The sequence below is a fragment of the Kordiimonas marina genome (assembly GCF_023006325.1).
GTDB classification, from domain to species: domain Bacteria; phylum Pseudomonadota; class Alphaproteobacteria; order Sphingomonadales; family Kordiimonadaceae; genus Kordiimonas; species Kordiimonas marina.
In genome coordinates this window covers 65,785-86,898 of sequence record NZ_JAINDF010000004.1, presented here as the reverse complement: position 1 = coordinate 86,898, position 21,114 = coordinate 65,785, and the positions used below count along the sequence as shown (strand labels likewise).

The window sequence follows — 21,114 nt, the reverse complement described above, 5'->3', positions numbered from 1 at the left end:
CCATGACCAACAAAACCAAGCTGCTGTCCGATATCGCCGACAAGCGCATCCTGGTGATGGACGGTGCCATGGGCACCATGATCCAGAAGCGCAAGCTTCAGGAGGCTGACTTCCGGGGTGAGCGCTTCAAGGATTGGCCGACCGACCTCAAGGGCAACAACGACCTCCTGACCATCACCCGGCCGGATGTGATCGCCGATATCCACAGCGCGTTCCTGGAGGCGGGCGCCGATATTCTCGAGACCAACACCTTCAACAGCACCAAAATCTCGCTGGCTGACTATGACATGCAGGCGATGGCGCGGGAGCTGAATATCGAAGGCGCCAAGCTTGCCCGCCGGGTGGCAGACGAATGGACGGCCAAGACGCCCGATAAACCGCGGTTCGTGGCCGGCTCCATCGGCCCCACCAACAAGACGCTTTCCATCTCGCCGGACGTCAATAACCCCGGCTTCCGGGAGGTAACGTTCGATGAGGTGGTCGAAGCCTATCAGGAGCAGGTGGAAGGCCTGATCGAAGGCGGGGTGGATATCATCCTGATCGAAACCGTGTTCGATACTCTGAATGCCAAGGCCGCGATTTTCGCGACCCAGGAAGCGTTCGAGAAGCTGGGCGTGACCCTGCCGGTCATGCTTTCCTGCACGGTGACCGACATGTCCGGCCGGAACCTTTCCGGTCAGACGGTGGAAGCCTTCTGGTATTCTGTCCGGCACGCGAAGCCCTTCACCGTGGGCCTCAATTGTGCGTTCGGGGCTGACAAGCTGCGCCCCCACGCTGTGGCGCTTTCGGCGGTGGCGGACACACGCGTTGCCATATACCCGAACGCCGGTCTCCCGAATGAGATGGGCGAGTACGACGAAACGCCTGAGACCATGGCCCGCCAGCTCAAGGAATGGGCGGAAGAGGGGCTTCTCAATATCGTTGGCGGCTGCTGCGGCACCACGCCCGACCATATCGCCGCGATCGCGAAGGCGGTTGAAGGTGTCGCCCCCCGCAAGGTCAAAAGCTTTGCGCCCGCGATGCGCCTTTCCGGCATCGATCCCATCACCATCATCAACGCCGCGTGAGAGTATAGGTCATGAGTAAAGCTACGGCTCAATTCATCAATATCGGCGAACGTACCAACGTTGCCGGGTCCGCCAAGTTCAAGAAGCTGATCTTCGAGGACAATTATGACGAAGCGGTCACGGTTGCGCGCCAGCAGGTCGAAGGCGGTGCCCAGATCATCGACATCAACTTCGATGACGCCATGCTGGACGCCGAGTTCGCGATGGAGAAATTCCTGAAGCTGGTCGCGGCTGAGCCGGATATTTCCCGCGTGCCGGTGATGATCGACAGCTCCAAATGGTCGGTGATTGAAACCGGTCTCAAATGCGTGCAGGGCAAGGCGGTCGTCAACTCCATCAGCATGAAGGAGGGCGTGGAGCCCTTCAAGGCACAGGCACGGCGGATCATGCGCTACGGCGCCGCCGTCGTCGTCATGGCGTTCGATGAAAAGGGGCAGGCGGACAGCGTTCATAGGAAGTATGACATCTGCGCCAAAAGCTACGATATCCTCGTGAACGAAGTGGGGTTCCCGCCTGAGGATATCATCTTCGACCCCAACATCTTCGCGGTCGCCACGGGGATCGAGGAACATAACAATTACGGTGTCGATTTCATCGAAGCCACGCGGCTTATCAAGGCGCACCTGCCGTACGCCAAGGTGTCGGGCGGTGTGTCCAACATCAGCTTCAGCTTCCGCGGCAACAATCCGGTGCGAGAGGCCATGCACAGCGTGTTCCTCTACCATGCCATCAGGGCCGGTATGGATATGGGTATCGTCAACGCGGGGCAGCTGACCGTCTATTCGGATATCGACCCTGAGCTTCGCGAACGGGTGGAGGACGTGATCCTCAACCGCCGTGATGACGCGACCGACAGGCTGCTGGAGATTGCGGACAATTATAAAGGCCAGGCAGGCCAGGTGCGCAAAGAGGACTTGAGCTGGCGTGAGCAGCCCGTCGCCAAGCGGATCGAACATGCGCTTGTCAAGGGCATCAACGACTATATCGAGATGGATGCCGAGGAGGCGCGCCACCAGTTCACCCGGCCGATCCAGGTGATCGAAGGCCCGCTGATGGACGGTATGAATGTGGTCGGTGACCTGTTCGGCGCCGGTGAAATGTTCCTGCCGCAGGTGGTGAAGTCCGCCCGCGTGATGAAGCAGGCGGTTGCCTACCTCCAGCCTTTCATCGAGGCCGAGAAGGAAGAAGGCGCCAAGGCCAAGGGCCGGATCGTCATGGCCACCGTGAAGGGTGATGTGCATGATATCGGCAAGAATATCGTCGGCGTCGTGTTGCAGTGTAACAATTTCGAGGTCATCGATCTCGGCGTCATGGTGCCGTGGGCGGACATCCTGAGAGCCGCGAATGAGCATGAGGCGGACATGATCGGCCTTTCCGGCCTCATCACCCCGTCGCTGGATGAAATGGTCACGGTGGCGGCTGAAATGGAACGCACGGGCATGAAAACCCCGCTTCTGATCGGCGGCGCGACCACCAGCCGTGTGCATACGGCGGTCAAGATCGCGCCGGAATATTCTGGCCCCGTGACCCACGTGCTGGACGCATCCCGCGCGGTTGGGGTGGCAAGCACGCTGGTCTCCGATGAGCTTCGGGAGAAATTCGTCGCCGATACCAAGGCTGCGTATGACGAAATCCTCCGGAAACGCCTCGCCAACCCGAAGGCGAACCGGCTGGTAAGCCTGGATGCGGCCCGCGCCAACAAGGCGACACCGGACTTTGCCAGCCACACGCCGGAGCGCCCCACCTTCACCGGTCTCAAGGTGTTCGAAGACTATCCACTTGAGGAATTGATCGAGCGTATCGACTGGACGCCTTTCTTCCGCACGTGGGAATTGGCGGGCACATACCCCGCAATCCTTGAGGATGACGTGGTAGGCGCAAGCGCACGCAGCCTGTTCGAGGACGCGCAGGAGATGCTCAAGACCATCGTCGCGGAAAAGTGGCTGACCGCCAAGGGTGTCGTCGGCTTCTGGCCCGCGAACGCAGACGGTGACGATGTGGTGCTTTATGACGGCGACAACCGGGCGGACGAGCTGACCCGTTTCCCGTTCCTGCGCCAGCAGGTGGAGAAGCGCGAAGGCCGCGCCAATGACTGCCTCGCCGACTTTATCGCCCCGGAAGGTACCAAGCCGGACTGGATCGGTGGCTTTACCGTCACCGCAGGCCACGGCATCGAAAAGCACCTGGAACGCTTCAAGGCCGAGAAGGATGACTATAACGACATTCTTCTGAAAGCCCTGGCCGACCGCCTCGCCGAAGCCTTCGCCGAGCGCCTGCATGAGCGCGTGCGCACCGAATTCTGGGCTTATGCCCCGGATGAGAAGCTCACGAACGCGGAGCTTATCAAGGAACGCTACCGCGGTATCCGTCCTGCCCCCGGCTATCCGGCGTGCCCGGACCATTCCGCCAAGCCGGAGCTTTTCAAGCTGCTGGACGCGACCGAAAACGCCGGCGTTGTGCTGACCGACAGTTTCGCCATGGTGCCGACGGCAGCGGTTTCAGGCTTCTATTTCGGCCATCCGGACGCGCATTATTTCGGCGTCGGCAAGATCGGCCGTGACCAGCTTGAGGATTACGCCAAGCGCCGGGGCGTCAGCGTTGAGGAAGCTGAGCGCTGGCTCCGCCCCAACCTCGCGGACTGAGGCACTGTCTTTAGGGTGTGAAGACGTCCAGGTCTTTCGCCGAGATTACCACGCCGTCATACCCGGCGGCGTGGATTTCCTTGACCAGATCCTGATCCGATGTGCCCCAGTAAAGCTGGTGGTAAAGGACGAGGAGCTTCGGCTTGGCCTTGTTCGCAAGCGCTGCAAGCTGGCTTGCCGAAGTGTGAAAGCTGGCATGGTACCGCTGCCATACCGCGGAGCGGCGCTTGAACCCGGCGTCGGAATAGACCTCATGTACCAGAATGTCGGCGCCCTTTGCGGCTTCCAGCAGCGCGTTTGACGGCCGTGTGTCGCCGGACAGGACGATGGTCTTGCCGTAGGCGCGGAAACGGTAGCCATACGCTTCCTTCCAGCTGCCGTGCAGCACGGGAATTGCCTCCACCGTCATGGTGCCGTCCTTGTAGATGAGGCCGGGCTTGACAATCTCATGCACATCGACCTTATAGCCTTCCGGGTTGGCGGGTTCGAGGCCATGGAGGCGCAAGTTCACATCGTCCGAATAGGCGGCTTCCAGGTGCTTGGCCATCCGTTTCGTGCCGTGCGGGCCATAAAGCATGAGCGGAACAGGGCGTTCCAGCACCCACGACGTGAAGATAAGGTCGGGCAGGCCGACGGTATGGTCTGAATGCAGGTGGGTGAGGAAGGCGAGCCGGAGCTGGTCAGGCTTCAGTTCGGGGATACCCTTGCGGGCCGCGGCGGCCGCGCGCCGGACGATGCCTGGGCCTGCGTCGATCAGATAGGACTTGCCGCCCGCGACGATGGCGACTGCGGGGCCTGACCGGTCCGGGTCCGCGTTCGGGGTGCCGGTTCCCAGCATGACCAGCTTCATGGAAGACGTTGTGGGACTGTCCGCCCGGGCGGATAGGCTGCCTGTAATGGTCAGAAGAATGATTGCAAGCCAGCGTATGGTCATGTCGGTCCCCTCCGTTCAGGGGGTGCCGAACACAACCCCATATAGGACCATATCCACATTTACGCCGTCCTTGGCAAGCGGCAGGGCCAGTGTGGAATAGGACTTGTATGTCCGAGGCGACCATTTGGCGGACACGTCGATCATATAATAAGGCTCCCGGTTTTCGACCAGGAGGCGCGAGCGTTCGATGGCCTTGTCGTGCCCCGGTTCGTCGCGCCAGGTGCGGCCGGTGAGGTCGATCCCGGAATCTTCGACGATGCGGGTGCCAAACAGGCGGAAGCGGAAGTTGTTACCACCATCCTCGACATCGGCAAGCGCGATATACGGCAGGAGCGGTTTGATCGTGGACGGGCTGATATCGGCGCGGCCGGGCAGGGCGCCCCGTGCGTCACGCTTCAGGGTCCAGAAGTCCAGAAGGGCCTTCAGGACCGGATGCGTGACGGCATTCGGGTCGAACGGGCGACGCGACGCTGGGCGCTCCGGTGCATTGTCCGCACCATGGAGGCCGAGCAGGTCGCTGATGATACGGGCACCTGGCAACACGATGTCTATTTCCAACCAACCAAAACAGGCGCGAGCGCTTACGTGTCTTTGGGTGCTGTGTTAATACAAATTTAACCAAAGCGCGGTTGAAAACCCCTTGTTTTCTGCGGGGTGTGGCGAATAAACCACGAACACCTCAGATTATTGCGGGGTGAAGGTTGCGTTTGAAACTATCGGTCGGCGGGGGATGGGAGGGGGATGCTGGCGGCCCCGCCCATGGGGCGAGGCCGACAGGGCAGGATAAGGTTACTTTTTCCGGTCCAGGTCATCCATCGTTTCGATGACGCGGCCGACGATGCCGTAGTCGATGGCGCCTTCGGTATCGAGCCAGAAGTCGCGGTCGATATCCTTGCGGACGCGCTCGACATCCTGGCCGGTGGCCTTGGCGATATGCTGGGCCAGGCGTTCGCGCATCCGGATGATCTGTTCAGCCTGGATCGCGATGTCGGTCGACTGTCCACCAGCGGCGCCGCTCGGCTGGTGGATGAGGAAGCGGGTGTTCGGCAGGCTGAGGCGGCGTTCCTTCGGGACCGCCAGATAGATGTGCGTGCCCGCGCTCGCCACCCAGCCGCTGCCGATGATCGTCACTTCCGAGCGGATGAAGCGGATGATGTCATGGATCGAATCCCCGGATTCCACATGCCCGCCGGGCGAGGAGATGATCACCCGGATCGGGTCGTTGGATTCGCTGTCCAGCGCCAGAAGCTGGGCGCAGACGGTCCGGGCCAGCTTGTCATTGATCTGGCCGTAAATCAGCACGGTCCGGTTGGCGAAAAGCTTCTCGTCCACCAGGTCGCTAGCGGGTTTGCTTTTTTCTTCTGCGCGTTCTTCTTCGTCCATCATGCTGATCTCCTGTCAACTGTGGCTGGGCAGGGATGCTGGCGATGCTGTCATTAACGCCGCCGGGCGCCCTTGTGCGTGCAGGGACTATAGGCTGATGGAGCCACAGCCTGCAAGGGGGTGCTGATACGCATCACGGGGTATACAGCAGGGCAAAATGACCCTCTTGATTAGGAGTGTAACGAAGAAGCCTGAGCCACTTGTGACATACAGACTGAAAATTATGAAGCGTCTATTATTCTATCAATGCTCTTCGGTCTATAGGTGCGAATCAAAACGGATCTAGCACTACGATATATGCCTTAGGTCATTTGGGCTCGCCAAATTTCGCCACGTAAAGCGTATGCGTATGCAGAAAGCGACCAAGGAATTTGGGGAATATATCAGCGACGCCAGTATAGACGTGAAAGGCTTTCAATATGGCAGCATTCTTGACACTGCCACCGACCACAAACCCTTTCTGTGTCGGATAAAAAGCCGTCACGGTTAAGCCTCGAGTTTGGGCGATACATTTTACATGGCGGTTAACCGAATCCCAAGAAACTAGAAAATTCTTTGCGTGCCAAGGTATCGTCAGCCGGGACAGCTTAGGTACGGCTTTCTTGATCCGAGACAGAGCACCATATTGGGCTGGACCATGCTGGAGGTCGAACGGATATAGCTTGTTTGGACCGAATACTAATAAAAGCCCACCTGGGCGAAGCAGGTCTATGCTTTCTGTGTAGAATTTGGCACGTACCTGTTCGTAATCGTCTGCGAGCATATTGTGACCGTCCGTAGTGCCGACATGTTCGATCACCCCGAATGACATAACAACATCGAACTTCTCGTTAGGAAACTTTTCCAGATAGTCGGCGGTGAAACAGGGAAAGACCTGATCGGAAATTGCTTGCTGGTAACGCCCGCCCGGCTCCAGTCCTTTGGCGTCGTAGCCTGCGCGCCTCAGGCCTTCGACAACAGCGCCGGTGCCACACCCGACGTCTAGTATCTTGGCGTCCTTTTCCACCCCAAATCTTTTCAAGAATTTCGGCAAGATTTTGCCACCAAGCTGCAGGCCACTAGAGACCTCCAGATTAAAGGCAGAGTCATCCAAATGATAAGACCTGTCAGCTCCGTTCTGAATTTCCGGTGTGTTCATTTCAACTCTAATGTCCCAAAATATATAGCGGTCTTAAGACGCATTATTAGTTGGCCGATAATTGCTTCCAAGGCAGCATAGGAGCACCGCGTAATTCTGTTCAAACTATGATAGCGGGGCGAGAAGAGTCAAATTCTAAAGAATTCAATTTTGGCGAGGGCATTGGGTAGATACGGCACGGACGGCTTGGTCTCTTCCTCTTCACGTTCTTCTTCATCTATCATTCTGGCCTCCTGTTTGACTTGCGGTCATACCGCAATACCAGACAAGTCAAGGTTATTATCGGCGACTATAGGGAGTGGACGTGTTATTGTATAAACTGCTATACGTGGCCTGTGTCGGAAAGTGACCCCTGTTCTCCATCAAAGGGCTATCTGCTCTTTGGCAGCGGTCACTTTGTGGTTTTCTTTATGCACGTTTGGGTAGCTATGATCCGACGTCAAAAGATGAATTTTTTGAGATATTTTGGGAGGTCGGTGATGGTGAACCTGATCGGGACTGCCGGTAATGACGCTCTGACCGGAGGGGACGCCAGCGACACGTTCCAGTTCGGCAAGGTCTCGGGGCATGACACGATCACCGATTTCAATGCCGACGAGGGCACCCTCAATTTCAGCTATCTCGCGACCCGTTTCGAGAGTGTCGCAGATGTGGTTGCGGTCGCAACCGCGCAGACGGAAGGGGCAGTCCGGTGTCCTTCTGGACCTCGGTGACGGCAACAGCATTTTCCTGGAGGGTGTGGCGCTGCATAATCTTACACCCCGGCATATTCTGATTTGATGGACGGGACCGGCGGACGGCGACGAGGCGGGAAAAGTGGTGCCGGCAGCAGGAGTCGAACCCGCGGCCTGATGATTACAAATCAACTGCTCTACCAACTGAGCTATGCCGGCACGCAAAGGGCAGGGACGGCCAAAATGCCGTCGCCGGTTTTCTATCATAAAAATACTGGAGTGCAAGCTCTATCAGTGCCCGAAGGGACGTGGGGGCCAGACAGGGGCGGACCGCTTCATGGTTCCGGGATTGTGGCTTCTTGCTCCCTTTGCAGGGCTGCAGGCCAATCCATGTGAATTTCAAATATCAACAATCGTTTTTCTTCGCTTTCCAAATAATCGGGGGCAGCCAATAGAAGGGTTTCCGCTGCGTGCAAGCGGTGAGGAGACACGAACATCATGGCAGGCGGTATACAGACGATAGCGGGGCTTCACGGCCTCCGTGCTTGCCCGGCGGTGAAGCGATGACCCCGGACGGGCTCAGTGTGCAGACGGCGCCGGACCTGACGGTCGGGGAGCCGGATCAAGCGCTCACGCTGGCGCCTTTCGTGTTGCCCGTATGCCTGAGCCATGCCGAATGTGCGGCGCTGATTGCTTTGTTCGAGGACCGGGATGCTGGTCGCAGCCGCCTGACCGGTGGTGTGGCCGTGTCCGCTGTGCGCTCGTCTTCCAGCTTGTGGTTCGATGACCGCGATGTGCCGTGGCTGGCCGGTCGCCTGTCTGGCTTGGCGGCGAAGGCCTGCCGGGAAGCCTTTCCGTTCGAGATCGACGGCTTCGAGGAGGGCTATCAACTCCTGCGCTATGACGCGCCGTCAGCGGACGCCCCGGATGGGGACTTTTACCACTGGCACGTGGATATCGGCGGCCATGGCACCGCCCGCAGCCGTAAGCTGACCCTGATCGTGCAGCTGAGCGCGCCGGAGAGCTACACAGGTGGAGCGCTTGAGCTGAACGCGGACGGTACGCCCGAGACGCTACCGGCGGAGGCGGGCATGGGGCTCGCCTTCCCAAGCTTCATGCCGCACCGCGTGCGCCCGGTCGAAAGCGGTGTGCGCTATTCGCTGGTGGCCTGGCTGCACGGCCCGGCCTTCCGCTGAAGCAGGAAGCCACCCCGGCGCAAAAGAAAAGGGCGGGTCACCCTGGGGTTCCCGCCCGCGCCTTATAGGCTTTCCTTAAAGGACAGTCGCGCCAGGCTTATTCCTGTCCCTGGACCTGCAGCTTGCCCTCGACAATGCGGATGACGGTGGTTGCGTCGGCATATTCGAAGTCTTCCTGACCCTTGATCGAGACATAGCAGTTCGAGCAGATGTTCGAGACGGTGGCGCTGGCATCAACCTGCACTTCCCATGTCTTTTCCTGGGAATCTTCAACGACCAGGACATAGGCTTTTGAATCGGCATTGATGACGGTCAGGCCGCCGTCGGCATGGGCGGACCAGCTAAGTGCTACCAGGGTGAGGGCACCAAGCCATTTGGTTAGTTTCATGGTGGGGGTCTCCAAAGTTAGATCGCGCTCGATCAAGCCATGCACTCATAAAAATGACAAACGAATATTATTACATATTAACATCAAGAAAATAGATGGATAAGCGGCATGCGATCCTATGGCTGCCAAGGGGCTGGGGCGGTGGCTGTTGGCGCCCTCAAATGATATGATAAGCGTTGCCAATAGGGCGATATCGCCGCCATTGAAGGCGGTGCCGACTAACGTAAAGGGGAGACGCCGCATGGAACCGACACCGACATCGACACCGGCAGGCTGGCCGCGAATCTCGTCATCGCTTTATTACAAGGATGCCGCCGGCATGATTGACTGGCTCGTTGAAGCGTTCGGGTTCGAGCTCAGGCTGAAGGTGGAGGGCGAAAAGGGCAGCATCCAGCATAGCGAGCTGACCTACGGCAGCGGCGTGATCATGGTGGCGACCGAACGGCTGGAGCCCGAAGGCAGGTTCGGTGTCAAGATGGCGAGCCCGAAAACCGCAGGCGTGAATACCCAGAATATGATGATCTATGTCGATGATGCGGAAAGCCACTGCGCGCGGGCACGGGCCGCAGGTGCCACGATCGTGGCTGAGCCCGCGATCCATGACTATGGCGCCGATTACTGGGCCGATAAAAGCTACGGCGCGCTCGATCCTGAAGGCCATATGTGGTGGATCAGCGAACGCATCCGCGACCCGCAATAGGCTGGGGGTAAGCCTGCGAAGGGAGGCTTGCCTCCCTCAGTCTCAGGCGTGCCCCATGGTCTGGCTGTCGCGCAGCAGACCGCAGCCGATCACTGCAACCAGCGTTTCCATGTCATGATGCAGCTTGGCCAGGCAGGCGCGGCCGCTGAACAGGCAACAGGGCATTGCTTCATCGTCTTCCTTGTCATCCATCAGTGTGTCGATCAGCGGCAGGATCGTGGTGCGGCCATCGGCATAAAGCGCGCGCGTCAGCTCGCTGGACGGTTCCTGTGCGGAACAGAAAAGAAGCAGTGTCTGGCCATATTTATTGAGGCTGTAGACGGCGGGTCTGAGCTTGTGGTCGAAATCCGGTCGGCTGCGGATCTCCCGTGCGACCGGCACCAGATCGGTGAGAACGGTTTCGGCAATCGGTAAAACGCTTTCATGGTCAGGCATCGTCTTCCTCCCTTTTCACGCCACGAATAAAAGGGACGGATGGGAGGGCTGTTTGTGAAATGCTCAATGCCTTTTAGGATTTGCCGCTTTTAGGTTTGTCGGTCTTTCCAGGGGCCGATTTGGCTGAAGCGCCTTTCGGGGCTGCCGCCTTCTTCGCTCCAGCCTTAGGGGCTGGTGTCGGGGGCGGGGTCTGCCCGGCGGGGGATGGGACGGACGGCTGGTTGGCCATCAGCGTTTTCATCCGGGTGTCGACTTCCTCAAGGATGATGCCCCGGATGGTTTCGACAAATTCCTGCACCATGGACGATTGCCCAGCCATCGCGCCCGTCGCGGCCGATAGCGGGTCGCCGGACATGCTGTTGATCTGGTCTATCGAACTTTTGAGCTCGGGGTCATGTGGGGACTGGGCCTGAGGTTGGGCAGATGACGTGGCGGCGTCGGTAGGGGCCGCATTGCCGGCATCCCCGGTGTCGGCCTTGCCTTCGGGTTTCAGGGCCTCACGCGTAACCGAGGCCAGGGTCGAGGTTGCCGCCTGGGCTTCGGTCATCCGGCTTTGGGCTTGTTGCGCGCTATATTGCTTGCGCGCTTCAGCAAGCTGCTGCATTGCGGCGGCACGCTGGGCTGCGACAGCATCCTGCATTGCGGTTTTCTGTGCTTCGAAGGCGCGGGAGATTGCCTCGCGCTGCAGGGCTGCCGCTTCGATGATATTGACGGCGCGCTGCGTGGTGGTGTTGCCGTAGCCAGCCTGCGCCTGGGCCGCCAGGGCGGCCTGTTCTTCCCGGGAAAGGGGCGCGCCCGTATGGGGTTGACCTTCAGCGGTGCCCGGCTGAGCCGTGGCCTCCGGGCCGGGCGCAGTTCCTTGAACGGTGTCGGCGTTATGATCGTCGGTCATTACCAGGATACTCCGCCAGGAAGTTCCGTGGAGGGGGATGCCGAAACGGCGGGGGTAACCGTTTCCGGCACGACATTGTCATCCGTCTGATGCCCATAAGCGGATGCTTCGACACGCTGGGCTTCTGAAGATGCGGCGTGGTCGCCGTCAGCCCCGAAGTGTTCGGTAAACGGCGTGTCAGGATTTGCGGCGGCTTGGGCGGCGGGGCTTGGCTGTTTCTTCGGTGTCAGCATCCGCGCTAGCGCCACCATCTTCACCAGCGTCAGTGTCCGGTTCCAGGTCTGCTGGCTGGACGGCGTCGGCATCCTGTGTTTCGTCAACCTCTTCGGCCTTCTCATCTTCTGCCTCCACGAATGTTTCAACGGCTTCTTTCAGGGCTTCGCTTGCCCGCTGTTGTTCGAGTTCCGCATCCAGGGCATCAAGCTCAAGCGCTGTTGCCTCTTTCTCTGCGGCCTTGGCTTCGGCGGTCGTATAATCCGCCATTGCGGTATATGCCTCTGCGCTGAAGCCTGTCTCGTCACCGGCCTCATCGTCACTGACCTCATCATCACCGGCCTCATCGTCGGCTTCCTGTGCTTCTTCCATGCCCAGCGCTTCGCGTTCGGTGGCGAGGCCTTCGGCATTGAGCGCCTCCGGGTCTAGCGTATAATCGTCACCAGTCTCTTCGTCGGCTTCCTGGGCCTCTTCCATGCCCAGCGCTTCGCGTTCGGTGGCCAGGCCTTCGGCATTGAGCGCCTCAAGGTCTTGCGCGTCATCGTGATCAGTCTCTTCGTCGCCTGTTTCGTCCCCTTCAGCCACCAGATACAGGGCCTCGAAGGCCAGAGCTTCCTGTTCGGTCGCATAGGCTTCGTCTTCGACACCCGCGGCTTCGGCTTCCAGACCTTCGACAGCGTCCATATCCGCTGCGTCGCTGAGGTCGTCATCTATCTGGAGGGCTGTTGCGTTGGTGCTCATGGCCATTGTCCTGCTTTCGGGGGTGCATAGGAACTTTCCTGCCAGCCGAAGCCGGCCGGGGCAGTCTGCTCTCTGACGCGATATCCGTGTAACGGGGGAGGGGGCAGACTTGTGAACCTGCGCGGAGAATTTTTTTCACGAATTTTATGCCCTCCCGTCTGGCTTGGGTCAGACATGGGAGGAAACCATGACGCTTACACCCTTGAGTGACCTGGACGGGTCGGCAGTGGATTGGTGGTTTATCTATAAGCTGCCCCACGCGACCGAGGTGCGAAAGGGGGATACGGAGACTGAAAGCGAGGGCGCGGCCTCCGGTGGCGGTTATGATTATCTCTATTACGACCCTGGCTCGGAAGACGGGCTCAGGCTCTCCCCGAACCGGCTGAGTGGAGGCGATGACGCCCTTGCGCGCACGCTGGGCCAGCTTGCCAGTGCCGCAGGGGCCGGGGCAGGCGGCAATGCCGGGGCGGAGGACAGCTCCCTATGCTGGTATATCTATAACGATGAAATCCCGGGCACATCCCACAATGACGAGGACAAGGGCCACACCAAAGGCGTGGTCGCCTTCGATATGGCTGCGGGGAGCGGGTTCTGGCTTCTGCATTCGACACCGCGTTTCCCTGTTGCGGGTCATGCAGGCTTTCCGGCTGACGAAAAGATCTATGGCCAGACCTTCCTGTGTGTGAGCTTCTCCGACTATGGGACCCTCAATGATATCGCCGGCATGATGCGCCAGTATCATGTCCCGCAGATCTATGGCTTCAATCTGCCTGCAACGGTGTCCATAACGGATGACGTATACGGCTTATGCCATGGCGAAGAGCCGGACGAAGCCCCGGCAAGCGGGAAGATCCAGTTCACATCAGCGGCGGGAAAGTCCTTCACCTGCATCGCCAAGGACAGGCGGTGGGGGCGGGATTTCTGGACCGACCTGGTTGGCCCGACCCTCGGGGTTGACCTGGATATCGAAAGCTGGCGCCGGGGTGCCGTACCGTCCGATGAAGACAGCCGGGCAGGGCTGGATGTCGCCGATATGTCGGGGGTGGACCTGGCCGCGCTTGGGCTGGATCTCGCCTGGCCCTATACCCGCGATCATGCCAAATGGGCGGTCTCCAACGATCCATCCTGGGTCTGTGTGGCGGACCTTAACCGGCAAGTGTCGCAGGAAAGGCGCGGGGGTGGCGCGCTATGCTTTCAGGAGCAGCGCCTGTGGCAAGACCTGGCGTCGATCGATACGCTGCCTTCGTCAGGCACGGCCTAGCTGTCACCTGATTTCAGGTAGCCGAGCGGGCCGGTCTCGATGGCCTTGATTGTCATGTTGATGGCGGTTTGCTGCAATTTCAGCATATCCGCCGAGACATCCGGCCCCAGCGTGTTGGCCTTGATCAGCTTTTCAATTTCGCCTTCCGCGGTGGTGACGAAACTCGCCAGGCCTTTCTGGATCGCCAGTTCAACCGCCTGACGCGCCGCTATGGCGTCTTGCATCTGTTTAACGATATCGCCCCCGCCTGAGCTGCTGTCTGCCATGCTCCGTCTCCTTCCTGTGTTTGGTCATGTGCAGGCATAACGGTTTGGTTGCCCGGTTTGGGAAGCGATGCCATTTCCCCCGCCCCTTGATGTTAAATCGTGTTATAAGTGTATTTTACATATATAAAGGAGAGCGATTATGACTGAGGACCAAACAGCCAGTGCGGCGCCAGCTTCTGAAAGCGGGCCTGAACCAGGGCCGGCTGAGGCGATGAATGACTATTATCAGACTTGGCTGAAATCGGCAGGGACAGTGGTGCAGAACAGCGCCTCTTTCCAAAGCGATCTCAACAAGGCGGCTGGTGCCAGCATCACCAATGGCGTGACCCAGATTTATGCCCTTTCGGCGGCGGCAACCGCGCGGGCGGTGGCCCTGATGGCGTCCGCGGTGCATCCCTAAGCCTATATTAAGGCGGGAAAAATGAGGTTGGGCGGCTTTGCTGGTTCACAAGTCGCCCGGTGTTTCCGTTGGAGGACTGAGCGGTGCGTGGCACGACGACACTTCAGGCAGGCGGCGCAGGCTCAGGAAGCAGCTACCTCAAAGGAGAAATGACATGGCTATTCCGACACCCGTCAACGGTCAGATCACGGATTCAGTGACCCAGGCCAATGTCAAGGTGCTGGGTGACGCCCCCGCGATGGCGATGGGGGCTATCTACCAGTCTCTGGCGCACTCCACCGGCATTCTCTATGAAAATGCGGTTGGGGCGCAGCAGCAGCTCGCTATTGCGGCGCAGGCCGCGACCAACCAGGGCGTCATTCAAATCTACAGCATCGACAGCATGGCGGACGCCGTGGCGACCTCGAAGATCGCGCAAAGCGATACGCCGAGCACGATGCTGTCGCTTCTGACGGCCCTCAAGGCAACCCAGACCTAAAGCCTGTATCGGCCTTTCGTTCCATTCTTTCCTCGCCTCACGCGGGGAAAGAACGGAGCCAAGAAGCGCCTGCGACAGACCCGAAGACAGCCGACACCTTCGAGAAGAGGGTGGCGGTTTTTTCATGCCCAGAAGCTGGGGCTGGGTAGGCGCTGAAACCACGCCATGCAAAATCTGGTTTCCGGGTCCCCTGAAGGGCTGATTTTCCCGCTTAAATTCCCACTTTTCCCTCACAAACCCTGCTGCCACCCGTCATTAGCCTGAGACGATATCGGCCCCGGTGCGGGCGCCGGTCCCGGTCTCAAGGCAAACTCAGCAAGGAGAGCTACGATGGCAGTTCCAACCGCCGTGAACGGTCAGATCACTGACTCCGTCACCCAGTCCAACGTGGAAGTGCTCGGCAATGCGCCCGCCATGGGCATGAGCGCAACCTATCAATCGCTTGGCCATTCAATCGGCCTGATGTTCGAAAACGCAGTCGGCAACCAGCAGCAGCTGGCGATCGCGGGCCAGGCGGCCACGAACCAGGGTGTGATCCAGGTCTATAGCTTCAACACCATGGCCGGTGCGACCGCGGCATCCAAAATCGCGCAAAGCGACACGCCGGACACCATGATGTCGATGATGTCTGCGCTCAAGGCGACGCAGTCTTTCTAAGGCTTTGTTCCCAATGGTGAAAATTCGGCGCATTGGCGCGAATAAAAACCGGGGAAAAGACAGAAAAAATGCCTGCCCGTCCATCACAAAAGCTGCGGACAGGCGTCAGTAAAGAGAGCGGAAGATGACGGCTAAAGCCGGCAACGCAGGCTCAAGTGAGGTCAGATTTCCAAAGGAGAGACAATCATGGCATATCCGACACCCGTGAATGACCAGATCACGGATTCAGTGACACAAGCCAATGTTAAGGTCCTCGGGGATGCTCCGGCTATGGCCATGGGGGCCCTGTACCAGTCGTTGGCGCATTCCACCGGTATTCTCTATGAAAATGCCGTAGGGGCCCAGCAGCAGCTCGGTATCGCTGCCCAGGCCGCAACCAACCAGGGCGTCATCCAGATCTATAGCATCGACACGATGGCAACCGGCGTTGCGACGTCGAAGATCGCGCAGAGCGATACACCGAGCACGATGCTGTCGCTTCTGACAGCCCTCAAGGCCACGCAGGGCGTGTCCTAAGGCAGGTGATGCGGGTTTCTTCAGCAAGGCCAGGAAGGCCCACGATGCCGTGGACCAGATGTCCTGTCCCTGCTGAAAGGCCCGGCCACCGACAAGGTCGGGGCCACAAGCCCCCGATATCAGTTTCCTCAGTCCACCCACCCGAGCCCGCCAGGCTCACACATCCGCAGTTCCTAAGGAGAGATCATTATGGCAATCCCTACTCCCGTAAACGGCCAGATCACCGATGCCGTTACCCAGGCCAACGTCAAGGTACTGGGCGACGCGCCGGCCATGGCAATGGGCGCTCTTTACCAGTCGCTCGCACACTCCACCGGCATTCTTTATGAAAATGCCGTAGGGGCCCAGCAGCAGCTCGGTATCGCCGCACAGGCAGCCACCAACCAGGGCGTGATCCAGATCTACAGCATCGACACCATGGCAGGTGCGGTTGCGACCTCGAAGATCGCGCAGAGCGACACGCCGGATACCATGCTGTCGCTTCTGACGGCCCTCAAGGCCACCGCGTCCTGAGCCTAGCCATCCCGGCTTTCAGGACCAGCCCGTCGTCGCACCCCATCGCGACGGCGGGTTTCTATTTAACACATTGATATTACTGAATTATATATCGTCTTAATGTGCGGCTTCGGCTTCACAATCCCTGGTGGTCTCTCGTCTTTTAAGTATGCGTGTTCTGGCCCCTGAAGGCTGTGCCGCATCGCGATTAACACATCCCCCCACCCGCGGGGTTAAGGAGATAAAGCATGGCAGACAATACACCGGTCAATGGCCAGATTACGGATTCCGTTTCCCAGTCAAATGTTGCGGTACTCGGCAATTCGCCGGCCGTGGGCCTCGGTGCGATCTACCAATCGCTCGGACATTCGACTGGCCTCATGTTCGAAAACGCGGTCGGCGCGCAGCAGCAGCTTGCGATTGCGGGGCAGACGGCGACGAACGAAGGCGTGATCCAGATCTATACCGTCAACACCATGGCCAGTGCGGCGGCCACCTCCAAGATCGCCGCCAGCGACACGCCGAGTACCATGATGGCCAACATGTCGGCACTGAAGGCATCCCGCGGCTACTGATGCCGCAGCTCGCCTTCGGGCACGCACCCCGGCCCGGTCCATGGGTTTCCGTTCCCCAGAGGCGGAAACCGGTGGGGCGGGCCGTGTCTTTTGGGCGGGCACGGGGCTTTTTTCGGAAAATATCGCCTGTCGTTTCACAAAGGCTTTGTGCCGAGCGTTAGACGACAAAGACCTGAGCCAAACCGGCGGAACGCAGGATGGCCGGTCGGTAAAGGGGCCGGTTCCGCCCGATGGTGCGGCCGGTATGGGGAGGCAGTCCTCCCGGGAGAAAAGACATGGAAGATATCAATCTCGATACTGTTGACGAACAGGCAACCGATGCGGTGACCCAAACCAATGTCACCACGCTTGGTTCCGGGCCGGCACTGGCATTCGATCAGAGCATTTTTGCCCAGACCCAGGCGCAAGGCATTCTGTTCGCCAACATGATCGGCGATCAGCAGCGCCAGTCGGCAGCCGGCCTTGCGGCATCGCTTGCCAGTACGGCGCGCATTTTCGGCCTGACCAAAAAGAGCTAGGCCAAAAAAGCCTGTGGCGGGACAGCCGACCGCCAGGAACGAGCCCAAAGGGGCGTCCAGAGAGTGACAAGCAACACAAAAAGGGGCCATGGCCATGTCTATTGACGTCAATTCACAAGTAACCGACGGACTGACCCAGACAAACCTCACGGTGTTGGGGGCCGGGCCTTCGATGGCGATCGTCCAGTCCGCCATGTCCCTGGCCCAGGCTCAGGGCGTTTTATTCGCGAATATGATCTCGAACCAGCAGCAACTCGCGCTTTCGAGCAACGCGGCGATGACCGAAGGCATCATGCAGCTGTATGCGCCTAGTGGGAACAGCGGCCAGTCCCTGCGCGACGAGAAGCTTGCGTCGGCGCTCGGGACGCTGTCGACCGTGCTCAATGAAAAGCTCAGCGATCTCGACCAGACTTTGGCGACAAGCTGAACCGCGCGATATGGGGCAGGCCCTGAAGGGCGGAAGGAAAGGGAAGCATAATGCCAACGGCAACCGTGAATTCTCAAGTCACCGATGCGGTGACGCAGACAAACGTCAAAGTGCTTGGGGAAAGCCCGGCGGAAGCTGTGGGCCTTACCTACCAGTCCTACTCCAACTCGGTCAGCCTGGCGCTTGAAAACGCCATGACCACGCAGGGTGGGATGCAGCAGGTCGCCAACGCGTCCACCTCCTCGGTCTGCACCATGATTATCAAGGCCGGCGCGAGCGGATAAAGGCGAGTTGACAAGGGGTTGTTCACAAAGCGGCGTTCCAGCCGTCATTAGCGATAGAGCAGGTTTAGGGCGTGTGTCAGAGCCGCCCACTGAAGCGAGACGAATAGGATGGCAATACCAACTTCAGTCAATAGCCAGATCACCGATGCGGTGACACAGAGCAACCTTCAGGTGCTCGGTATGGCACCGGCGATGGCGTCGAGCTTCATATATCAGAGCATGGCCCATTCGGCGGGCATCATGTTCCAGAATTCGGTCCAGGCCCAACAGCGGGCGTCAATCGCCGGCCAGGCTGCGACCAACCTCGGTGTGATGCAGATCTACAGTGTCAACTCGATGGCCGGCGCTACGGCGACTGCCAAAGTGGGCCGGAGTAACGAAACATCAACACTACTCACGCTTTTGGTCGCGCTTGCGGCGCTCAAGCAACTGTAAATAGCGTTCAACGGAAATAGCCAAGACTAGGCGCAAGACAGGCGTAAAACCATGGCAGACAATACACCCGTAAACTCACAAATAACCGACGCGGTCACCCAGACCAACGTCAAGGTGGTGGCGGAGGCACCGGCCCAGGCAATGGGCCTTGTTTATCAAACCGTCGCCCATTCGATCAGCTTGTCGATGCAGAATGCCATGCAGGCCCAGGGCGGCTTGCAGCAGATCGGCAACGCCGTCACCTCCAGTGCGGTCAGGATGATCCTGGAAGCCTCCGGCGGTGGCATGGGAGGTGGTGGCAGCTCCACTTCGTAATCATTCGGTTCAGCGGTGGGCCGACAATCCGTACGGCAAAGGACCTGAGACATGAGTGACGAGAACACGACGTCGAACGACGACGACACAAGCGCAGACGCCGCCAAGGCGGCAGACGCCGCAAGCAGCAGTTCGGGCGGCTCTGGCAGTTCTGGGGGCAGCTCCGGCAGTAGCTCTGGCAGTAGCTCTGGCAGCGGTTCAGGCGGTGATTCCGGCGGCAGCGCCGGGAGTGGCGGTTCCGTGCCGATGGCGCTGAACCAGCAGATCGTCGAGGCGGTTCAGACCACCAACCAGACCGTTCTTGGCGCATCAGGCAAGGAGGGCGCCGCTGTCGCCTACCAGAAGGTGGCGCAGGCCGCCGCCTTCTCGGTCCAGGATGCCACCGACTATCTCAGGAACGTGATGACTATGGCCTCGACGGCAACGGGTGTGTGCCTGCAGCTGATGATCGCCAAGGAAACCACGTCGCCCTACACCGATATTATCGAGGCCGCGACCAAGGCGGTAACCTCGGCGCAGCAAAACTTCGATGCCGTGGGCAAATCCGCCGGCACGGTCGTCAGCGAATTTCCGTCCGGCTCCTAAGCCTGCTGCGGGGCATTCCAGCCAATCCAGCGTATTTCATGTGAGGGCGCGCCCGTTGCTTCGGCAATCGGCGCGCTCATTTGCATTCTCACGCAGGGTTACAATTTTTAAGGCGAAATACACCAATATATAGTGTAGGCACAGCTTAAAATATTCGTAATAATACACATTATACACGCAAAAGTTCACAAAGCCTCCCTGAGCCACGTCGTAAGTTGCACCAAAAAAGTGCTTGAAACACTTAACAGAGGGAGGAAGTGGCATGGGGATCGGCCGGAACTCTCCTGACCATAGCCTGCGGGCATCATGGGGACGGAAAAAGCTCGGAAAAGTTGATAATGGCCAGGGTGGTCATGATGCAGGGTCGAGCAATGATAAGGAGGGCCAGCCAGGGCAAGCTGGCGCCCCCGCGCCTTCCAGCCAGCCCGAGCACTCTAGCCCATCAGCGGAAATTCACCAGCTTTTCTCTGGTCACCCAAGGTGGCAGGGGGAGACCGGCACGGGGCCTTTTTCCGACCCCGCCCCGGATGGTTCCGAACAAGGACATTCCACTCAGGAAGCGGCATCAGCCCCTGACACCCCTGAGAACACCCCGGAGACGGGCCCTCAGGCTCCGTCATCAGGCCCCAGCAATGCCCCAGGCATGATGGCTGGGCCAGCCTGGGCGGATCACCCGATCACCCGTGCCCTGGAGGCGCTGTACCAGCCTGGCCCGACCAATCCGGTCCAGATCATTGCGGACAGCATCCAGCCGCGGGGCCTCAGGGAGGGGCAGGCCTATCAGGAATGGTTCCCACTCAAGACACCGCCCTTTGCACCGCCTTCCTATGAACCTCAGCGGGAAGAGGCGCCCATCCGGGAAGAAAGACCGGAGCCGGTTTCGGAAATCGCGCCAGAAATCGCGCCAGAAATCAGCCCAGAAATCAGCCCAGAAATTGCCCCTGAGGTTATGCCGGGTTACACGCCGGAAACTGGCCTGCATGATACATTCTGGCAGGTCTGGTCAGGGCACCAGGAATTTCTTCTCAAGCAATGTATCCGCCTGATGTCCGGCAACATGGCCGACGCGGAAGACGCACTTTCCAATGCCATGCTGCGGGCTTCACGCAAGTTCGTCAGCTATTCGGACAGTATCGTCAACGAACGTGCCTGGCTCAGCCGGTTGGTCCATAATGTCTGCATCGACCATTACCGCCGTCAGCGCCGGACCGAATATCGGGACCCGCACGAAGACGCTGGCGCGGATATCGTCTCCACCATGTTTGCAGAAGCACAGCTGACGCCGGAGGAGATTGCGCTGGAGCGAGAGCAGGTTCGTGCGCTCGACGTTGAAATCGGGCACTTGTCGGACCAATTGCGGGAACCCCTGTTGATGCGGTTTGTCGAAGGCCTCTCATACCCTGAGATCGCCGAGCGGCTGAACCTGAGGGCCGACACGGTCAGGAAACGCATCCAGCTTGCCCGGGACCATCTGAAGCGGGCTGACATCCGCTAGGGCA

Annotated in this window: 26 protein-coding genes, 1 tRNA gene and 1 pseudogene; 18 read left to right on the top strand and 10 right to left on the bottom strand. The window is 59.3% G+C overall.

From position 1 onward, the window contains the following. Positions 1 to 2: 2 nt before the first annotated feature. Positions 3 to 3,709 (top strand): annotated as a pseudogene (gene metH / locus K6118_RS09795) (methionine synthase). A gap of 10 nt (positions 3,710 to 3,719) precedes the next feature. Here metH and K6118_RS09790 read toward each other — a convergent pair. The 4 genes from K6118_RS09790 to K6118_RS09775 all read right to left on the bottom strand — a co-directional run bounded on the left by K6118_RS09790 (position 3,720) and on the right by K6118_RS09775 (position 7,164). After that, entirely contained in the window at positions 3,720 to 4,643 is a 924-nt protein-coding gene (locus tag K6118_RS09790; RefSeq protein WP_247120169.1) for an MBL fold metallo-hydrolase, read from the bottom strand. A gap of 15 nt (positions 4,644 to 4,658) precedes the next feature. Beyond that, positions 4,659 to 5,186, bottom strand: coding sequence for a PAS domain-containing protein (locus K6118_RS09785; protein ID WP_247120168.1), 528 nt, complete (start codon positions 5,184 to 5,186; stop codon positions 4,659 to 4,661). 246 nt (positions 5,187 to 5,432) lie between these two features. Further along, positions 5,433 to 6,029, bottom strand: coding sequence for an ATP-dependent Clp protease proteolytic subunit (locus K6118_RS09780; RefSeq protein WP_247120167.1), 597 nt, complete (start codon positions 6,027 to 6,029; stop codon positions 5,433 to 5,435). A gap of 304 nt (positions 6,030 to 6,333) precedes the next feature. Next, positions 6,334 to 7,164: a class I SAM-dependent methyltransferase gene (locus K6118_RS09775; protein ID WP_247120166.1), complete on the bottom strand. Its 831-nt coding sequence runs from the start codon at positions 7,162 to 7,164 to the stop codon at positions 6,334 to 6,336. A gap of 479 nt (positions 7,165 to 7,643) precedes the next feature. Between K6118_RS09775 and K6118_RS09770 the strand changes: the two genes are divergently transcribed. After that, positions 7,644 to 7,877: a hypothetical protein gene (locus K6118_RS09770; protein WP_247120165.1), complete on the top strand. Its 234-nt coding sequence runs from the start codon at positions 7,644 to 7,646 to the stop codon at positions 7,875 to 7,877. Positions 7,878 to 7,981: 104 nt separating this feature from the next. Here the strand turns inward: K6118_RS09770 and K6118_RS09765 are convergent. After that, positions 7,982 to 8,057: transfer RNA gene (locus K6118_RS09765), tRNA-Thr, on the bottom strand. 344 nt (positions 8,058 to 8,401) lie between these two features. On the opposite strand from K6118_RS09765, the gene K6118_RS09760 reads away from it, so the two are divergent. Beyond that, the gene (locus tag K6118_RS09760) at positions 8,402 to 9,034 is read left to right on the top strand and encodes a 2OG-Fe(II) oxygenase (protein WP_247120164.1); all 633 of its coding nucleotides are present in this window, start codon (positions 8,402 to 8,404) and stop codon (positions 9,032 to 9,034) included. A gap of 97 nt (positions 9,035 to 9,131) precedes the next feature. Here K6118_RS09760 and K6118_RS09755 read toward each other — a convergent pair whose 3' ends face one another. Next, on the bottom strand, positions 9,132 to 9,422 hold the full coding sequence (locus K6118_RS09755) for a hypothetical protein (RefSeq protein WP_247120163.1): 291 nt from the start codon (positions 9,420 to 9,422) through the stop codon (positions 9,132 to 9,134). Positions 9,423 to 9,663: 241 nt separating this feature from the next. Here K6118_RS09755 and K6118_RS09750 point away from each other — a divergent pair, with 241 nt between their 5' ends. Further along, a complete protein-coding gene (locus K6118_RS09750) occupies positions 9,664 to 10,122 on the top strand; it encodes a VOC family protein (protein ID WP_247120162.1) in 459 nt (152 codons plus the stop codon). Positions 10,123 to 10,164: 42 nt separating this feature from the next. Here the strand turns inward: K6118_RS09750 and K6118_RS09745 are convergent, their stop codons facing one another. The 3 genes from K6118_RS09745 to K6118_RS09735 form a co-directional block, all read right to left on the bottom strand. Next, positions 10,165 to 10,557: a hypothetical protein gene (locus K6118_RS09745; protein WP_247120161.1), complete on the bottom strand. Its 393-nt coding sequence runs from the start codon at positions 10,555 to 10,557 to the stop codon at positions 10,165 to 10,167. A 73-nt stretch (positions 10,558 to 10,630) separates the two neighbouring features. Further along, a complete protein-coding gene (locus K6118_RS09740; protein ID WP_247120160.1) occupies positions 10,631 to 11,449 on the bottom strand; it encodes a hypothetical protein in 819 nt (272 codons plus the stop codon). A 177-nt stretch (positions 11,450 to 11,626) separates the two neighbouring features. Continuing rightward, on the bottom strand, positions 11,627 to 12,403 hold the full coding sequence (locus K6118_RS09735) for a hypothetical protein (RefSeq protein WP_247120159.1): 777 nt from the start codon (positions 12,401 to 12,403) through the stop codon (positions 11,627 to 11,629). Positions 12,404 to 12,590: 187 nt separating this feature from the next. On the opposite strand from K6118_RS09735, the gene K6118_RS09730 reads away from it, so the two are divergent. Beyond that, positions 12,591 to 13,664 carry a deoxyribonuclease II family protein gene (locus K6118_RS09730; RefSeq protein WP_247120158.1) on the top strand — a complete coding sequence of 358 codons (1,074 nt, stop codon included), beginning with the start codon at positions 12,591 to 12,593 and terminating at the stop codon, positions 13,662 to 13,664. Here K6118_RS09730 and K6118_RS09725 read toward each other — a convergent pair. Next, the gene (locus K6118_RS09725; RefSeq protein ID WP_247120157.1) at positions 13,661 to 13,930 is read right to left on the bottom strand and encodes a hypothetical protein; all 270 of its coding nucleotides are present in this window, start codon (positions 13,928 to 13,930) and stop codon (positions 13,661 to 13,663) included. The genes K6118_RS09730 and K6118_RS09725 overlap by 4 nt on opposite strands. Before the next feature lie 139 nt (positions 13,931 to 14,069). Between K6118_RS09725 and K6118_RS09720 the strand changes: the two genes are divergently transcribed. From K6118_RS09720 to K6118_RS09660, 13 genes are all read left to right on the top strand, one after another. Further along, entirely contained in the window at positions 14,070 to 14,330 is a 261-nt protein-coding gene (locus tag K6118_RS09720; protein ID WP_247120156.1) for a RebB family R body protein, read from the top strand. Positions 14,331 to 14,484: 154 nt separating this feature from the next. Further along, a complete protein-coding gene (locus K6118_RS09715; protein ID WP_247120155.1) occupies positions 14,485 to 14,808 on the top strand; it encodes a RebB family R body protein in 324 nt (107 codons plus the stop codon). A gap of 330 nt (positions 14,809 to 15,138) precedes the next feature. Further along, positions 15,139 to 15,465, top strand: coding sequence for a RebB family R body protein (locus tag K6118_RS09710; RefSeq protein WP_247120154.1), 327 nt, complete (start codon positions 15,139 to 15,141; stop codon positions 15,463 to 15,465). 186 nt (positions 15,466 to 15,651) lie between these two features. Continuing rightward, entirely contained in the window at positions 15,652 to 15,981 is a 330-nt protein-coding gene (locus K6118_RS09705) for a RebB family R body protein (RefSeq protein WP_247120153.1), read from the top strand. 189 nt (positions 15,982 to 16,170) lie between these two features. Beyond that, complete coding sequence (locus K6118_RS09700) at positions 16,171 to 16,494, top strand: RebB family R body protein (RefSeq protein WP_247120152.1); 324 nt, start codon at positions 16,171 to 16,173, stop codon at positions 16,492 to 16,494. 230 nt (positions 16,495 to 16,724) lie between these two features. Further along, positions 16,725 to 17,051 (top strand): RebB family R body protein, encoded by a 327-nt coding sequence (locus K6118_RS09695; protein ID WP_247120151.1) that lies wholly within the window; start codon positions 16,725 to 16,727, stop codon positions 17,049 to 17,051. 275 nt (positions 17,052 to 17,326) lie between these two features. Continuing rightward, on the top strand, positions 17,327 to 17,569 hold the full coding sequence (locus K6118_RS09690; RefSeq protein ID WP_247120150.1) for a RebB family R body protein: 243 nt from the start codon (positions 17,327 to 17,329) through the stop codon (positions 17,567 to 17,569). A 94-nt stretch (positions 17,570 to 17,663) separates the two neighbouring features. Continuing rightward, complete coding sequence (locus tag K6118_RS09685) at positions 17,664 to 17,996, top strand: RebB family R body protein (protein ID WP_247120149.1); 333 nt, start codon at positions 17,664 to 17,666, stop codon at positions 17,994 to 17,996. A 50-nt stretch (positions 17,997 to 18,046) separates the two neighbouring features. After that, positions 18,047 to 18,280: a RebB family R body protein gene (locus K6118_RS09680; RefSeq protein WP_247120148.1), complete on the top strand. Its 234-nt coding sequence runs from the start codon at positions 18,047 to 18,049 to the stop codon at positions 18,278 to 18,280. A 108-nt stretch (positions 18,281 to 18,388) separates the two neighbouring features. Beyond that, positions 18,389 to 18,715 (top strand): RebB family R body protein, encoded by a 327-nt coding sequence (locus K6118_RS09675; RefSeq protein WP_247120147.1) that lies wholly within the window; start codon positions 18,389 to 18,391, stop codon positions 18,713 to 18,715. A gap of 51 nt (positions 18,716 to 18,766) precedes the next feature. Continuing rightward, on the top strand, positions 18,767 to 19,030 hold the full coding sequence (locus K6118_RS09670; protein WP_247120146.1) for a RebB family R body protein: 264 nt from the start codon (positions 18,767 to 18,769) through the stop codon (positions 19,028 to 19,030). A 51-nt stretch (positions 19,031 to 19,081) separates the two neighbouring features. After that, a complete protein-coding gene (locus K6118_RS09665; RefSeq protein ID WP_247120145.1) occupies positions 19,082 to 19,615 on the top strand; it encodes a hypothetical protein in 534 nt (177 codons plus the stop codon). Positions 19,616 to 20,258: 643 nt separating this feature from the next. Then, the gene (locus tag K6118_RS09660; RefSeq protein WP_247120144.1) at positions 20,259 to 21,110 is read left to right on the top strand and encodes a sigma-70 family RNA polymerase sigma factor; all 852 of its coding nucleotides are present in this window, start codon (positions 20,259 to 20,261) and stop codon (positions 21,108 to 21,110) included. Positions 21,111 to 21,114: the final 4 nt, after the last annotated feature.

Coding starts and splice junctions, on each gene's coding strand:
- K6118_RS09790 (WP_247120169.1), bottom strand. CDS start 4,643: ATGACCATACGCTGGCTTGCAATCATTCTTCTGACCATTACAGGCAGC.
- K6118_RS09780 (WP_247120167.1), bottom strand. CDS start 6,029: ATGATGGACGAAGAAGAACGCGCAGAAGAAAAAAGCAAACCCGCTAGC.
- K6118_RS09775 (WP_247120166.1), bottom strand. CDS start 7,164: ATGAACACACCGGAAATTCAGAACGGAGCTGACAGGTCTTATCATTTG.
- K6118_RS09770 (WP_247120165.1), top strand. CDS start 7,644: ATGGTGAACCTGATCGGGACTGCCGGTAATGACGCTCTGACCGGAGGG.
- K6118_RS09760 (WP_247120164.1), top strand. CDS start 8,402: ATGACCCCGGACGGGCTCAGTGTGCAGACGGCGCCGGACCTGACGGTC.
- K6118_RS09755 (WP_247120163.1), bottom strand. CDS start 9,422: ATGAAACTAACCAAATGGCTTGGTGCCCTCACCCTGGTAGCACTTAGC.
- K6118_RS09750 (WP_247120162.1), top strand. CDS start 9,664: ATGGAACCGACACCGACATCGACACCGGCAGGCTGGCCGCGAATCTCG.
- K6118_RS09745 (WP_247120161.1), bottom strand. CDS start 10,557: ATGCCTGACCATGAAAGCGTTTTACCGATTGCCGAAACCGTTCTCACC.
- K6118_RS09740 (WP_247120160.1), bottom strand. CDS start 11,449: ATGACCGACGATCATAACGCCGACACCGTTCAAGGAACTGCGCCCGGC.
- K6118_RS09735 (WP_247120159.1), bottom strand. CDS start 12,403: ATGAGCACCAACGCAACAGCCCTCCAGATAGATGACGACCTCAGCGAC.
- K6118_RS09730 (WP_247120158.1), top strand. CDS start 12,591: ATGACGCTTACACCCTTGAGTGACCTGGACGGGTCGGCAGTGGATTGG.
- K6118_RS09725 (WP_247120157.1), bottom strand. CDS start 13,930: ATGGCAGACAGCAGCTCAGGCGGGGGCGATATCGTTAAACAGATGCAA.
- K6118_RS09720 (WP_247120156.1), top strand. CDS start 14,070: ATGACTGAGGACCAAACAGCCAGTGCGGCGCCAGCTTCTGAAAGCGGG.
- K6118_RS09715 (WP_247120155.1), top strand. CDS start 14,485: ATGGCTATTCCGACACCCGTCAACGGTCAGATCACGGATTCAGTGACC.
- K6118_RS09710 (WP_247120154.1), top strand. CDS start 15,139: ATGGCAGTTCCAACCGCCGTGAACGGTCAGATCACTGACTCCGTCACC.
- K6118_RS09705 (WP_247120153.1), top strand. CDS start 15,652: ATGGCATATCCGACACCCGTGAATGACCAGATCACGGATTCAGTGACA.
- K6118_RS09700 (WP_247120152.1), top strand. CDS start 16,171: ATGGCAATCCCTACTCCCGTAAACGGCCAGATCACCGATGCCGTTACC.
- K6118_RS09695 (WP_247120151.1), top strand. CDS start 16,725: ATGGCAGACAATACACCGGTCAATGGCCAGATTACGGATTCCGTTTCC.
- K6118_RS09690 (WP_247120150.1), top strand. CDS start 17,327: ATGGAAGATATCAATCTCGATACTGTTGACGAACAGGCAACCGATGCG.
- K6118_RS09685 (WP_247120149.1), top strand. CDS start 17,664: ATGTCTATTGACGTCAATTCACAAGTAACCGACGGACTGACCCAGACA.
- K6118_RS09680 (WP_247120148.1), top strand. CDS start 18,047: ATGCCAACGGCAACCGTGAATTCTCAAGTCACCGATGCGGTGACGCAG.
- K6118_RS09675 (WP_247120147.1), top strand. CDS start 18,389: ATGGCAATACCAACTTCAGTCAATAGCCAGATCACCGATGCGGTGACA.
- K6118_RS09670 (WP_247120146.1), top strand. CDS start 18,767: ATGGCAGACAATACACCCGTAAACTCACAAATAACCGACGCGGTCACC.
- K6118_RS09665 (WP_247120145.1), top strand. CDS start 19,082: ATGAGTGACGAGAACACGACGTCGAACGACGACGACACAAGCGCAGAC.
- K6118_RS09660 (WP_247120144.1), top strand. CDS start 20,259: ATGATGGCTGGGCCAGCCTGGGCGGATCACCCGATCACCCGTGCCCTG.